This is a genomic window from Pseudonocardia sediminis, from assembly GCF_004217185.1.
GTDB classification, from domain to species: Bacteria; Actinomycetota; Actinomycetes; order Mycobacteriales; family Pseudonocardiaceae; genus Pseudonocardia; species Pseudonocardia sediminis.
This window is the reverse complement of the sequence record NZ_SHKL01000001.1, coordinates 4,671,550-4,684,975: the sequence shown is the minus strand read 5'-3', so window position 1 is coordinate 4,684,975 and position 13,426 is coordinate 4,671,550. Positions and strand designations below refer to the sequence as shown.

The 13,426-nt window shown below is 66.2% G+C and carries 19 protein-coding genes; 18 read left to right on the top strand and 1 reads right to left on the bottom strand.

All coding sequences use genetic code 11. From position 1 onward, the window contains the following. From EV383_RS21700 to EV383_RS21650, 11 genes are all read left to right on the top strand, one after another. Positions 1-465, top strand: coding sequence for a hypothetical protein (locus tag EV383_RS21700; RefSeq protein ID WP_130291626.1), 465 nt, complete (start codon positions 1-3; stop codon positions 463-465). Continuing rightward, entirely contained in the window at positions 449-2,497 is a 2,049-nt protein-coding gene (locus EV383_RS21695; RefSeq protein WP_130291625.1) for a hypothetical protein, read from the top strand. Before EV383_RS21700 ends, EV383_RS21695 begins: the two co-directional genes overlap by 17 nt. After that, positions 2,494-3,117 (top strand): terminase, encoded by a 624-nt coding sequence (locus EV383_RS21690; RefSeq protein ID WP_130291624.1) that lies wholly within the window; start codon positions 2,494-2,496, stop codon positions 3,115-3,117. The genes EV383_RS21695 and EV383_RS21690 overlap by 4 nt, the downstream gene beginning before the upstream one ends. A 19-nt stretch (positions 3,118-3,136) precedes the next feature. Then, positions 3,137-4,705, top strand: coding sequence for a phage portal protein (locus tag EV383_RS21685; protein WP_165438444.1), 1,569 nt, complete (start codon positions 3,137-3,139; stop codon positions 4,703-4,705). A 3-nt stretch (positions 4,706-4,708) separates the two neighbouring features. Continuing rightward, positions 4,709-5,392 carry a hypothetical protein gene (locus EV383_RS21680; RefSeq protein ID WP_130291622.1) on the top strand — a complete coding sequence of 228 codons (684 nt, stop codon included), beginning with the start codon at positions 4,709-4,711 and terminating at the stop codon, positions 5,390-5,392. Next, complete coding sequence (locus tag EV383_RS21675) at positions 5,389-5,799, top strand: hypothetical protein (protein WP_130291621.1); 411 nt, start codon at positions 5,389-5,391, stop codon at positions 5,797-5,799. The genes EV383_RS21680 and EV383_RS21675 overlap by 4 nt, the downstream gene beginning before the upstream one ends. A gap of 137 nt (positions 5,800-5,936) precedes the next feature. After that, positions 5,937-6,791, top strand: a complete 855-nt coding sequence (locus EV383_RS21670; RefSeq protein WP_130291620.1) for a hypothetical protein — start codon at positions 5,937-5,939, stop codon at positions 6,789-6,791. A gap of 60 nt (positions 6,792-6,851) precedes the next feature. Next, the gene (locus EV383_RS21665; protein WP_341273755.1) at positions 6,852-7,784 is read left to right on the top strand and encodes a major capsid protein; all 933 of its coding nucleotides are present in this window, start codon (positions 6,852-6,854) and stop codon (positions 7,782-7,784) included. A 44-nt stretch (positions 7,785-7,828) separates the two neighbouring features. Next, positions 7,829-8,182 carry a hypothetical protein gene (locus EV383_RS21660; RefSeq protein WP_130291618.1) on the top strand — a complete coding sequence of 118 codons (354 nt, stop codon included), beginning with the start codon at positions 7,829-7,831 and terminating at the stop codon, positions 8,180-8,182. Between the two features lie 17 nt (positions 8,183-8,199). Then, on the top strand, positions 8,200-8,601 hold the full coding sequence (locus tag EV383_RS21655) for a hypothetical protein (protein WP_130291617.1): 402 nt from the start codon (positions 8,200-8,202) through the stop codon (positions 8,599-8,601). Between the two features lies 1 nt (position 8,602). Continuing rightward, positions 8,603-9,310 carry a hypothetical protein gene (locus EV383_RS21650; protein ID WP_130291616.1) on the top strand — a complete coding sequence of 236 codons (708 nt, stop codon included), beginning with the start codon at positions 8,603-8,605 and terminating at the stop codon, positions 9,308-9,310. Here the strand turns inward: EV383_RS21650 and EV383_RS21645 are convergent. After that, positions 9,300-9,515, bottom strand: a complete 216-nt coding sequence (locus tag EV383_RS21645; RefSeq protein ID WP_130291615.1) for a hypothetical protein — start codon at positions 9,513-9,515, stop codon at positions 9,300-9,302. The genes EV383_RS21650 and EV383_RS21645 overlap by 11 nt on opposite strands. 37 nt (positions 9,516-9,552) lie before the next feature. Here EV383_RS21645 and EV383_RS21640 point away from each other — a divergent pair, with 37 nt between their 5' ends. From EV383_RS21640 to EV383_RS21610, 7 genes are all read left to right on the top strand, one after another. Further along, the gene (locus tag EV383_RS21640; protein ID WP_130291614.1) at positions 9,553-9,936 is read left to right on the top strand and encodes a hypothetical protein; all 384 of its coding nucleotides are present in this window, start codon (positions 9,553-9,555) and stop codon (positions 9,934-9,936) included. Positions 9,937-9,995: 59 nt separating this feature from the next. Continuing rightward, positions 9,996-10,388 (top strand): hypothetical protein, encoded by a 393-nt coding sequence (locus tag EV383_RS21635; RefSeq protein ID WP_130291613.1) that lies wholly within the window; start codon positions 9,996-9,998, stop codon positions 10,386-10,388. 741 nt (positions 10,389-11,129) lie between these two features. Further along, positions 11,130-11,330 (top strand): HNH endonuclease, encoded by a 201-nt coding sequence (locus tag EV383_RS32740; RefSeq protein WP_130291612.1) that lies wholly within the window; start codon positions 11,130-11,132, stop codon positions 11,328-11,330. A 106-nt stretch (positions 11,331-11,436) separates the two neighbouring features. Next, positions 11,437-12,114, top strand: a complete 678-nt coding sequence (locus tag EV383_RS21625) for a phage tail tube protein (protein WP_130291611.1) — start codon at positions 11,437-11,439, stop codon at positions 12,112-12,114. Positions 12,115-12,213: 99 nt separating this feature from the next. Next, on the top strand, positions 12,214-12,414 hold the full coding sequence (locus EV383_RS21620) for a hypothetical protein (protein ID WP_130291610.1): 201 nt from the start codon (positions 12,214-12,216) through the stop codon (positions 12,412-12,414). Between the two features lie 39 nt (positions 12,415-12,453). Further along, positions 12,454-12,873: a hypothetical protein gene (locus EV383_RS21615; protein WP_130291609.1), complete on the top strand. Its 420-nt coding sequence runs from the start codon at positions 12,454-12,456 to the stop codon at positions 12,871-12,873. A 110-nt stretch (positions 12,874-12,983) separates the two neighbouring features. Further along, on the top strand, positions 12,984-13,394 hold the full coding sequence (locus tag EV383_RS21610; RefSeq protein WP_130291608.1) for a hypothetical protein: 411 nt from the start codon (positions 12,984-12,986) through the stop codon (positions 13,392-13,394). Positions 13,395-13,426: the final 32 nt, after the last annotated feature.

Here is a 13,426-nt window from a genome sequence, read left to right as displayed (position 1 = left end):
ATGGGAGGCGCGCGTAATAGATCCGGCCCGCAGCCCGACCCAACCTCCGGGCGCTCTGATCGCCGCGGCCTGTCTTTGACTGCTCTTCCCGCTGAAGGCTTCACAGGCGAGACTCCTGACTTCCCGCTGCCGGACCTCGCCGACCGCGAGCGTGAGGTGTGGGAGCAGGCGTGGCGGACTCCTCAGGCTGCCGCGTGGGCTGCCGAGCCGTGGCGTCAGCGCACCGTGGCGATGTGGGTTCGCTGGTCTGTTCGGATGGAAGCCAGCGACGCCTCGGCGGCTCTCGGCAACGTCGTGGTGCGTTTCGCCGACCAGATCGGCCTGACGCCGGCTGGGCTCAAGGAGAACGGCTGGAAGGTCGCGGCGGATGTGGTCAGCGAGAAGCGTGCGACCGCGAAGAAGCCCACTGCCACTGCTCGCCCCCGGTCGCGGTTCAAGGTCGTGAACGGTGACGACGCAGGCTGACGAGTACGTCGTCGACTTCCCGACACTGGGGCCGTTGGCGGAGCACTGGATCGAGCATCACTGTGTCGTCCCGGACGGTTTCCACAAGGGCGAGCCGTACGTCATGGCGGACTGGCAGGCGTGGTGCACCTACAACCACTACCGGGTACGTGAGGACGCCGTCTGGGTGCCAGAGAACCCGGTGCTGGCGCCCGCGTTCTTCTACCGCCGCTCTCAGATCGTGGCGCCCCAGAAAGCGTTGGCGCTCGATACGCTCATCGCTACCCCTACGGGGTGGACGACCATGGGCGACCTCGCCGTCGGCGACGCCGTGTTCGATCGCGATGGTGACCCCACGCGCGTCGTCTCGAAGTCGCCCGTTTGGGATGTGCAGACGTTCCGGGTCCTCTTCTCCGACGGCGCAGAGTTGATCGCTTGCGGCGATCACAGTTGGGTCGTGGACCGGCGGACCCCGTCAGGCACGTATGTAACCGAACGGGTCTCGACTCAGCAGATGCTCGACGCCGGCTTGGTCGACTCGCACGGCGCGCGACGGTTCCGAGTTCGGAATGCGTCGCCGCTTCAGCTTTCTAACGCGGACCTCCCGATTGACCCGTACGTACTTGGGGCATGGCTGGGGGATGGCCACAGCGGTGATGGCCGGATCACTGGCATCGACGACGGTGTCTTCGATGAGGTCGAGCTAGCTGGGTACGAGGTTCGCCGGACGAGGGTCGAGAAGCGACGTCAGACGATCGGGCTGTACGGCGATCTGCGTCAAGCGGGCCTTCTCGGCAACAAGCACATCCCGTCGAGCTACTTGCGAGCCTCGGAGAAGCAGCGCTGGTCGTTGCTGCAAGGGCTCATGGACACCGACGGGTACTGCGATGAGCGTGGCAGGTGCGAGTTCACGACGACGCTTCCGGCGTTACGTGACGGCGCTCTAGAGCTGATCAGGTCGCTCGGGATTCGTCCCGTCTGCTATGAGGGCGAAGCTAAGCTGGACGGCCGAGTGACCGGCCCGAAGTGGCGCATCGGTTTCGCAGCGCGGTCGGACATGCCGGTGTTTCGGCTCTCGCGTAAGCAGTCCCGGCTTAAGCCGCCGGGACGTAGTCACGCGCAGCACGAGCATCGACGAATCGTGTCGATTGATCCGATGCCTGCCGTCCCGACACAGTGCATCACCGTCGACTCAAGCTCGCACACGTTTCTCGCTGGCAAAGAGATGATCCCGACCGGCAACAGCGGTAAGGGGCCTTGGGCAGCGAGCGGTATCGCGCTCGAAGCTGCCGGCCCGGCGTTGTTCGCGGGGTGGGCCAAGTCGGGTGAGGCGTATGACTGCGCCGAGTTCGGCTGCGACTGCGGTTGGGGTTGGGATTACGAGCCGGGTGAGCCGAAGGGCATGCCGTGGCCGACTCCTCTGATCCAGTTGACGGCCTACAGCGACGAGCAGACCGCCAACACGTACCGCCCGCTGCAGTCGATGATCCGCAACGGTCGTCTGGGTGAGCTGTTGAAGATCCGCGAGAACTTCATCCGGCTCCCGAACGAGGGCAAGGTCGAAACGGTGACTTCGTCGGCGATGTCCCGGCTGGGTAACCCGATCTCGTACGCGGTGCAGGACGAGACGCAGCTCTACAACGACCGCAACAAGCTTCACTACGTCGCCCAGACGCAGCGGCGAGGCCTGGCTGGTATGGGTGGCCGCGCCCTGGAGACGACGAACTGCTGGAACCCGGCGGAGAACTCGACGGCGCAGAAGACGTTCGAGTCGCCGTCGCGGGACATCTTCCGCTTCTACCGGAAGCCGCCGGCGCACCTGTCGTACAAGAACAAGGCCGACCGCCGGCAGATCCACCGCTACGTCTACCAAGGTTCGTGGTGGGTGGACCTGGACGCGATCGAGGCCGAGGCGGCGGAGCTCATGGAGTCGGATCCGGCGCAGGCTGAGCGGTTTTACGGGAACCGTATCGTGCAGGGCTCTGGAGCCTGGCTTCCTGACGGCTTGTGGGACTCGGCTGAAGCGGGGTCGCGCGAGCTGGTCCCGGCGTGACTGTCGATGCGAGCACCCCGGTGTGCGCTGGGTTCGACGGCAGCGAGAACTCGGACTTCAGCGTCATCCGGCTCGAGACTCTGGCCGGTTTCCAGTTCACCCCGCGTTACGGCCCTGACCGTCTCCCGACGATCTGGGATCCCGCCGAGTGGGGCGGGCGCATCCCGCGCGATCAGGTGCTGGTGGCCTGGACGGAGATCGTCGACACGTTCACGCTCGAGCGGGCGTACTGCGACCCTGGCTTCCACGATGAGACGTCGTGGGAGACGGAGATCGAGCAGTGGGCCCGGATGTGGGGCGAGGAGCGGTTCTTGCCGTGGCCGACGAACCAGATCGGCCGCATGTACCCGGCTCTGACTCGGTTCGTGGCTGACTTGAAGACGGGCGAGCTTTCCCACGATGGGTGCCCGGTGACCGCGACGCATATGGGTAACGCGCGCAAGATCGCCAAGTCTGCGGACCGCTACATCCTCGGGAAACCAAGCCAGATGCAGAAGATCGACTGCGCGGTCACTTCCGTGATCTGCCACGAGGCCGCAGCTGATGCTCGCGCCGCCGGCTGGGGGAGAAAGCCTGTGGTCGCCTCAAAGATCTCCACTCGCATGTACGGCTTCAACTAGGACATTGGCTGGGGGTCTTGTGGACGAGGCCCAGGCGCGGGACCGGCTCGACATCGGGCTTGCCCGGATCAGCGCGAAGCAGCCCGGCTACGAGCGCCGCACCGCCTACTACAAGGGCAACCAGGACCTGCCGTACGCGCCCGAGGGCGTGAACGCGGAGTACTTGAAGCTGCGGGAGCAGGCGGTCGCTAACTGGCTCGCCTTGGCGATGGACACCCCCATCCAGCGGCTCCGCGCGGAGGGTTTCCGCACTGGCAGGGACGACGAGGCTGATGTTGCCACCTGGAACGAGGTGTGGCAGCCGAACAAGCTCGACAGCCGGCAGCGGATCCCGTACACGGACGCGTTCCTGCACGGGCGCGGCTTGATGAGCGTGTGGCCGAACCAGAAGGCGCGGAAGTCGCCGCTGATCCGGCCGGAGAACGGCAAGCGGGTACATCTCGAGCCGGACCCGGACGACCCGTGGACGACGTTGTGGTCTTGCAAGACGTACACGGTCGACGACCGGCCCCCGTCGCGGCTGATCCTGCCGGCCGGCGTGGACGGTCAGACGTCGCGGCAGGTGGGCGTGGTCTACGACGACGAGTCGTGGTTCCGGTTCGAGCGTGGCGGCATGTCCGGTTCGATCACCCCGGGCGCGTGGTCGCTGGTGAAGGCCGGGGCGAACCCGTTGGAGGACAACCCGTTCGTCGCGTTCGACAACCGTCAGGACGCGGACGGGGAACCGACGTCGGCGCTCGAGCAGCTGATGCCGCAGCAGGACGCGATCAACACGATCCGCTTCCAAACGCTGTTGGCGATGCAGTTCTCCGCCTACCGGCAGAGAGTGTTCACCGGCTACGACCCAGTCCTACGGGATGAGCACGGTGCGATTGTGCCGCAGCGCGCCGAGGACGGGACGGTGTTGCTGGACGCGAACGGGCAGCCGTTGCCGATCGTCACTTCCCCAGGGCGAGTCGGGGTAGACCGAGCGCTGGTGTTCCCGGGCGCGGACACCAAGGTGTTCGACATGCCCGAGAGCAACCTCAGCAACTACATCTCGGTGCTCACAGAGTTCCTCACGGACTTGTTCGCTACGGGGCAGGTGCCGCCGCAGTACTTGCTGAACCGGATGTCGAACCTGTCCAGCGACACCCTCACTGCGGCCGAGTCGACGTTGCAGTCCCTGATCTCGGACCTGAAGCGCTGGAACGGCGAGTCCGTGGAGCAGGTCATGCGCTTGGCGAACCGGGCCCGCGGCGAGCAGTTCGAGGATCTCGCGTCCGAGGTCATTTGGGCGGAGACGGAGACGAAGCAGTTTGCGGTCCTCGTCGACGGCATCGTCAAGCTGGTGTCGGGAGCGGAGTTCCCGGTGCAGGCCGGCTACGAGCTGCTGCCGGGCGCGACACCGCAGAAGGTGGAGCGGTGGTTGAAGCTCCGCGAGGACGAGCAGCGTAAGAAGCTCGAGGACGCGCAGGCGCAGGCCGCCACGGATCCGATCCTGCAGGCCGCCGATAGGTTCCGGGCGACACCGGAGCCTCCCGCAGCTACGGACTCGGTGACGCTTCCGCCGCAGGCGACCCAGACCCGCCCGACGACGGCGGCTTAGCCGGTGGCGACCGCAGAAGCAGTCGCGGAGACCGCCCGAGCGTTCTACGCGCTCTTGGCGACGTTGTCTCGCCGCGGGGAGCAGGAAGCCCGCAAGGTGTGGCGCGAGCTCGACCCCGCCGACCTCCGCGGGTCTTGGGATCGGATCGGCGCTTCAGATCGGCTCATGGCTGGCGTCGGCACCCTGCAGTTGGCGGCGATCGACCAGGCCGGCGAGTACGTCGACAGGGTTCTCCGCGCGCAGGGCGTCGACCCGTCGCCTCTGGGGGACCTGCTCCCGGACGCGCTGACTGGGATCGCCTCGGACGGGCGGGATCTCGACGACCTGATGTACGCCCCGATCTTCGCGACGTTGGCGGACATTGCGCGAGGTAAGCCAGCCGACGAGGCGATCGCGTCCGGTGAGGAGTCACTGGCGACGATCGTCAACACACAGATTTCCGACACCGGCCGGGCCGCAACCGACATCGAGATGGCGGTCGAACCGCAGGTCACAGGCTACGTCCGGATGCTAGTCCCTCCGTCGTGCGGTCGTTGCGCGATCCTCGCGGGACGGAGGTATCGGGTGTCGTCTGGTTTCCAGCGGCACCCGAGACAACCCCAAGTTGCGACTGCATCCACATCCCGGCCGCCGAAGACGCGGCCGACGACCTCGTCACGGACCCGCAGGCGTACTTCGAGTCTTTGACGGAGTCGGACCAGAACAAGTACTTCGGCAAGGCCACCGCTGAGGCGATCCGGCTGGGCGCCGACATGAACCAGGCCGTGAACGCCCGCCGCGGCGCCAAGGGCCTGTCCCGACCGGGGCGACTCACGAACGCGGAACAGCAGATGCTCCGCGGCGGTAAGTCCCGAGGGAAACTCGAACGGGTCGACGTGTACGGCCGCCAGCTGTACGTCACCGACGAGGGCACCACGCGGGGCGGTATCGCCGGCAAACGCTTGATCGCCCAGTACGGCTCCGAGAAGGGCCCGACCCGGTACAGCCGGGCGAAGGTGCCGCGGCTGATGCCGGAGAGCGTGCTTGAGATCGCTGACGGCGACCGGGACACGGCGGTCAAGCTGCTCCGGAAGTTCGGCTATATCACCGATTAGACCTGCGCTCTGCCCGGCGCTTAACGGGCGGAACACCTGCTCCTGGCGCGACGCCGGCACAGCAGGCATCAGTCATCTCGGCGCGACGCCCCGGTGACGTCCCAACACGGGCGCGACGCCCAAGAAGTGGACACCCCATGAAGAACAACAAGCGATTCTCCGCGCTGCTCCTGACCGCTCTCGCTGAGGGCGAGGGAGGCTCCGGCGGAGGCGCCGGAAACACTGCGGCAGCAACGACTAGTTCTGCCGAGCAGGCTGAGTCTGGCGACGAGAGCGGTGGCGGCTCCGAGACCGGCACCGCCGGTAAGCCCAGTGGGCCCGGTCAGAACCATGAGGGTCGGCGCGACGCCGACCCCGAAGGATCTGGCAAACCCGCCGAGCAGAAGCCTGGCGGCGACACCTCGAAGCTCGAGCGGACCCTCCAGAAGGAACGGGAAGACCGCAAGACAGCCGAGCAGGCGGTCAAGGACAAGCAGGCCGAGGTCGAACGTGCGGCGAAGGCCCACCAGGACCTGATGGACAACCTGGCTGTCGCACTCGGGGTCAAGAAGGGCGACGCTCCGCCCGACCCGGAGGCTCTGCAGCGGGCGGTGGCCGAGCGCGACGCCCGGCTCACAGAAGTCTCCGCGGAGAAGGACCGAGAGGTCCAGTCACGCGAGGACACGATCCGCCAGCAGCGGGTCGAGCTCGCCGCGTGGCGGATCGGTTCAGACCCGAAGCTCGGCGCGAACGTCGCCGCTGTCCTCGACTCCCGCCGCGTCGCCGACTCCATCAAGGACATGGACCCGGCCAGCGACAGCTTCGAGAAGGACCTGGCCGCGGTCATCAAGTCCGCGGTCGACGGCAACGAGGCGTACCGCTCCACCAAGACCGCGGCCCCCGCATCTGACGCGGGCATCGGCGCGACCGGAAACGGCACCCAGCCCGGCTCCGCGAACGCGACCCCGGGCGTCGGACGAATGGCCGCCGCCTTCTCGGAATCCAAGAAGTAGACCTACTCCCGGCTCGACACTCGACCGGGGCCATCCCCAAGGAGGGGAACCACTGTGGCAATGACCCTGGCCGAGGCTTCTCGGTACGCGCCCACGCCGCTGGCGCAGGGCATCATGGAGACGTTCGTAATCGAGTCTCCACTGCTCGACCGTCTCCCGCTGATGCCGATCGCCGGCAACGCCTACGCCTACAACATGGAACAGACCCTGCCCGGAGTGGCTTTCCGAGGGGTTAACGAGGCGTACATCGAGTCCACGGGCACCATCGTGCAGGCGACCGAGAAGCTGAGCATTCTCGGTGGCGACGCGGACGTGGACAAGTTCCTGGAGCAGACGACCCCGTCGGACCTGGGGAGCCTGCGGGCGAACCAGGCCCGCATGAAGGTGAAGTCGTCGTCCTACAAGTTCCAGGACACGTTCATCAACGGTGACGTGGCGGTCGACTCGAAGGCGTTCGACGGCCTGAAGAAGCGGATCGCCGGTTCGCAGGTCATCGACACGGCCACGAACGGTATGGGGCCGGTCGCGGGTGGGCACGACTTCTTCGACGCCCTCGACGCCCTCATGGCCGCTGTGGACGGTGGCGCTGACGCGCTCTACACGAACGCCGCGATCCGGGCCCGGATCCTGTCTGCCGGCCGCCGTCTGGGTGGCGCGGAGACGATCCGCGAGGACTCCACCGGTAAGCGGGTCGCGACCTGGCACGGCGTTCCGGTGCTGGACATCGGTACCCGCGCTGACGGCACCCCGATCATCCCGCAGACGGAGACGCAGGGCTCGAGCTCGGCCGCGTCGTCGATCTACGCGGTGAAGTTCGGCCAGGACGAGTCGGACGGCGGCACGACCGGTATCACCAACGGCGGCGTCCAGGTGTACGACCTCGGCGAGATCGACTCCAAGCCGGTCTACCGGACACGGATCGAGTTCTACGTGGGGCTGGCTTCGTTCGGTCCGAAGGCGAGCGCTCGTTTGCGCGGAGTTCTCAACAGCTGACCGTAGCCGCAACCCAGACCACCCCACACCCGCAGGAGATCATCATGGCCGCTACAGCAGCGGAGACCCCCGGACAGCAGCCGACCCGTCGGCGCCGGGAGCGTAAGCAGACCACGCTCGATCACCACATCGACCGGCCCAGCGTCGTCGAGCCGGGCGACGCCCCGCACGACACCACCGACCCGTACGAGCGGGCTACCTCGGTGGAGCCCGACAAGGCCGCAGCCGCGGCTGCCGGGTACCAGACGGTGAACGCCGTCATTCCGCTCCCGCAGCCGGAGGAGCCCGAGCACGACAAGGGCCCCGACCGGGTCGAGAAGTACCAGGTTCGTGGCCCTGACGGGAAGCTTGTGACCGTCACTCACAACCTGGACACCGGAGAGACCGAGACGGACTGACGGGGTAGGGGGCTGGTGTGGCGTTCGCCGACTTCAACGACGTCCTGATCTACGCCCCCGACCTGACTGTCGAGGACGACGCCGGCAAGGTGGCAACGCTCCTCGAGCAGGCCGAGGACCTGATCCTTGTTGAGTTCCCCGACCTGCAGGCCCGGGTCGGGGACGGCCGCACACCGGAGATCAGGGTGGTGCGGGTCGAGTCGGAGATGGTGGCGTCGGTGATGAACAATCCGCGGGCCCGCCAGTCCGAGTCTCAGACGGTGGGCGGGTTGTCGACGTCGCACACGATCAACGTCGCGGTCGCGTCTGGTCTGCTGCGTTTGACGGCGGACCAGCGGGCTCTGCTCAACGGCACCTCCACGGCAGTCGCCACCGGTAGTTCGACGGGACGCGGCTACAGCGTCTCCCTGTGGGGCTGACGTGGCGCGCAGCATCGGCGGCCAGACAGTCCGCGTGATCCGGCGTGAGCGCGTCGACGGGGCTCTGGTCGAGTCCGGGGTCGTGGACACGGTCGCCGGCTGCTTCGTCGAACCCCGCGGCACCACTGGCGGGGACGAGGCGACCGCCGGGAAGCCGGTTCGGGAGTTCCGCGTGTACGGCGGCGCGGTCCTCGGTCAGATCCGGACCCGGGACCTCGTCGAGGTGGACGGGTGGCTCGTCGGCGCGTCAGGCCGAACCCGCCTGGACGTTGCTGGGCAGCCTGCGGTGTGGCCGGACCTTCGCGGTCGGGTGGACCATGTCGAGCTCGACATCACCTATGCGGGAACCGGGTCGACCCTGGAGACGGTCATCGTGGTGCGGGCGGCGCGGGATAACGATGGCGACATCGTCGGGGCCCCCACCGAGCACGCCGTCACCGGCTGCACGGTCCGCCTCACGCCTGGTTCCGAGGATCTCACGACGGGGCAGCGGGTCACGACTAAAGCTGACCTGTACGTCGCGGACGCCTCAGCTGACATCCGTGCGACGGACCGGGTCCGACGGGCAAGCGACCCGGAACCGGCCGTTGGTTCGAGCTTGAAGGCGCTCGGCCCGTGGCGGGTCATCGGTTCACCCGAGACGTGGCCGTCAGCGAACTCGACGGGTGAACCAGGTCTGATCGTGCACCTCGAGCGGACTACCGGCTGACACGCCGAAACAACCGGGCCGCCACGTCGATACCGCGCGACAGCACCCACGCGAACACCGCTGCGAACCCGAACAGGCCGACGATGAACGCCACCATCGGCAAGTTGTTCGCAACAAGGTAGATCGGGCCGGCCACGAACAGGCCGAAAGCCACGAACAGGACAAACGCTGTCACGACACTGCGCAGCGACACGGTGACCACCATGCCCGCTATTCGTACACGGCCACCGTGATCGTTACCTGTGTCCGCCGCCGTCATCACAACTGTGGAGGTCGCGGTGGATGGTTTCCGGCCGAACCAGCGCAACGTTCGAGCTCTGCTGAAGTCCCGTCGCATCGAGCAGCAAGCCCTCCGGCCGGCTGCGGAGAAGTTCGCCCCGATCCTGGCCGGCTTCACCCCGAAGTCGAACAGGGCAGGCGGAGGCGGTACCGCACGATCGACTCGCGTGGAGGGCGGCCACAAGTCCGTCACCGGGGACCGGGTAGCCGTCCGTGTCGTGCAGGACTCCTACTCGGGGCGGAATCGTCCTCGCGGCGGTGCTGCTGTACCGCAGGACGTCGGCAACTCGGTCACCACCGAGCGGAACTACGTCGCGAAAGCACTCGGCGCGGCGAAGGCCACCTAGTGCCGGCCCCACTCGCCGTTACTGACCAGTTCCCTGACGTCGAAGCGCTCATCAAGGACATGGCTGCGGACGTCGAAGTCGCCGGGGAACGGTTGGGCCTCGAGCGGGTCGGCACACGGACCCCGGACGACCGGGACGAGCGCTACGTCCACGCCCAGCTCGCGCCCGGTGTCGGCGGGGTCAACGCGATCGGCGACCTCCTCGTCGGCGTCGTCTACGTCGCTTCGTGGGCGCCGTCCCGCGTCGAATCGCAGGAGATCACGCGCGAGCTCCGCCGGATTCTCCTGTCGTACCGCGACGGAGGATCACACAAGGGGATCGCGATTCACCGGATCACGGAGTCGTCAGCACCGGCACCGTTCCCGATCACCGATGAAGATGATCGGAGAACTGAGGGAGGCTACTTAATACGTCTCCGCCCTCACTGGGATAAGCCCACCGTCTACCCATAAAGTGGGTAGAATGAAAGGGCGTCGGAGGGTGCCTTCAACACCCCCCGACGCAGTGCAAGCACCTGGACTCTGATCTCCGGAGGTGCTCGCGTGAGCGAGCCTATATGTTCCACCCCCGATTGCGGTCGTCCCGTCCACGCCAAGGCCCTATGCCAGCGCCACTACGCACGGTCTCGCAGGATCGCGCGTGGGTCGACGACCCCTCCTCCACGCCCGACTAGCTGCCGAGTCCCTGGATGTGTCCAGGATCAGAAGCGTCTCTGTCGTGGGCTCTGCTACCCGCATTACAACCAGGCTCGACGATACGGCGTGGATCCAGTAGTGCCAGTTTTGTGCGGATCCTGCAAGGCGGCCCTTCCGGATTTGGTTCCGGGGACTACGCGGGTTGCTGAGCGTGGTGGTCGGACCAGATACTGCGCGGGTTGCGCTCGGCGACGAGATGACCGAGCGAAAGTGGAGCACGTCCGTCGTCTCCGCGCTTCAGTAAAGACGTCGACAGAACGGGCTGCCAAACGACGACGCAGGCTAGCTCCGTGTCTCGTTTGTGGCGCGACTGAGCAGGCCGACAACCGCAAGGGCGGTCTCACCGCGACGTGTTCGCTGGACTGTCACAAGCAGCGACTCCGCGACATCAAGGCTGTCTGGCGTAAGTCGAACCGAGAGTTCGTCGCTCAACTGCAGCACGCGAGGCGCGCGCGCCGTCACCAAGCGCCGTACGACGTGGTCGAGCGACGAGTTCTCATGGACCGCTTCGCAGGCCGCTGTGGTCTCTGTGACAGGGGGATCGATGAGGACCTGAAGCATCCCGACCCGATGTCGTTCTCGGTCGATCACATTATTCCACTTGCTCGCGGCGGTGAGCATACCTACGCGAATACGCAACCAGCACACTTGCGCTGCAATTTGTCTAAAGGCGTCAGGACGTCTGTAGACGTGGCGTAGCTAGGAAACCGGGCGCTCGACCACCCCGACCCGCACCGCGGTTCGGGGTGTTTGCCATGCACTGACCCGGCCGTACGACGGCCTGATCCCACAGGAAGGCCGCTCTATGAGCACCCCGGCTACCACCACGGCAAGCCTCGAGACCCACCTTGAGTTCGACGCCAAGAACATTAGGCGCGCGGTACTCGGTGGCGTGCTTCTCGCGCCCGAGTCCGCCCCCCTGATCACCACGCTGGTCGCAGCCAGCGGCCAGATCAAGATCCCGGACGTCTACGAGTCGGTCGGGCGCCTGAGCGATGAAGGCGTGTCCTTCACACTCGACCGCTCCATGCAGGAGGTCCGAGGGTGGGGCTCTTCCTCGGTGCTGCGTCGCGACGTCGAGTCGATCGATACGGATATGTCGTTCGGCATGCTGGAGACGAAGCGGAAGGCGTACGAGGTCTACCACGGTCTCGACCTGTCGGGCGTTCAGATGTCTGCGGCTGGCGAGTGGAAGTTCACCCAGCCGAGTCAGCCTGTCACAAAGTATTGGCGCGCTGTTGCTCTCGGCGCTGATGGCCAGGGCGCGTCCCGTTTCTACATGGCCCGCGTGTTCGGCCGAGTGAGCCTCTCGGAGAACGAGGACGAGCAATGGAATAATTCCGATGACGCTCCGAAGATGTTCGGAGTGACGCTCGCGGCTGACGAGGACGACGAGGCCGGCGGCCCTTACAGCGAGTACCTGTTCGGCCCCGGCGCTCTGGCCGCAGCCCAGCGCATGGGGATCACTGTGGCCTCCGCCTAGATCGTGGCGGGGTCGCGCCGTTTCCGCCCGGTTTCATCGCGGCCCCGTCACCCTGCGCGTGAAACCGGGACCCTCGCTCTACTCATCAGAGAGGCAGCTATGGCCGACGAACGTCTGGCGCTGACCCACAAGGAAACCGGTCAAGAGGTCGTGTTCGGCGACCGCGCAAGCTATCTCGCCGCCCTCTACGACGGGGGGCATGACATCGCCGAGGTTCCGCCGGAGCAGCCTCTCGCCGCTCCGCCGCCTCGTCCGGTGGTTTCCCCGACGTTGCGGCCGGAGCCACCAGCGCAGCAGTAACCCCAAGCAGCACCTTGAAACCGGGATGCAGGAGGCACCATGAAGCGCACGGCAGTGGACTTCCAGGATGAAGCCACGAAGGACGACCCGTACGAGTACACGATCAAGGGTCGGAAGACTCCTACTCGACCGAAAGCGTTCCGCCACTTCACGTTCGGCGAGAAGCAGCGACAGTTGAAGGCCGAGCTGTTGTGGAACAAGGCCCTGGACGCGATGGATGTGCAGGCGCTGATCGATACCCCGCCGATGGAGCAGCCGACCCTGGTGTCGCTGCAGATCCGGTTCGGTAAGGACTTCGATGCCTTCTGGACGACTGAGGGCGCTGAGATGGCCGATGACGCGCTCGCTGCGCTGATGCGGGACATCGATAAGTACTACGACCCCACGCCGGCGGACGACAAGGACGCCGACCCGGACAGTGATGCGGGAAAAGGGCGTCTGACCTCAGTTGGGTCGTAGACCGGTACGGGGACGCGCTTGAGGCCGACCTGCATGAGCGGTTCGGCCTGGACATCGTTGACTTCTGGCGGGGTCGGCACTCGTTCGCGAAGCTAGAGAATCTGGTCGCGATGCTGGACCGGAGGTCCGATTCGTATCTGCGGTGGGCAAAGCTGCGGGACGTCGAGGTGTACGAGGCCGCGGCCGAGGCTGGCCTGCTGCAGACGAAGCAACATCGCCCTGAGACGTTCGAGATGGGCGAGCAGACGCAGATCCTCGCGGCGCTGTTCCAGCTCTTGCAGCAGAACATCCATGTCACGTCTGGCAGTCGGAAGAAGTCCCGCGCGAAGCCGTGGCCGACTCCTGAGACTGCCGCTGACATTGTGAAGCGCCGCGCCGCACACCAGGCGTTTGACCAGCTCATGGAAGAACTGGTGTTCGTGCCTCAGGAAGAGTTCGACGCGCACATCGCGGAGCATGAATCAAAGCAAGCAATCATTCGTAACAACTTAGGGTCAATCGAAGTATCTCCGGGAGAATGAAAATCCCGACACTTCAATAGTAGTCGGGGGTG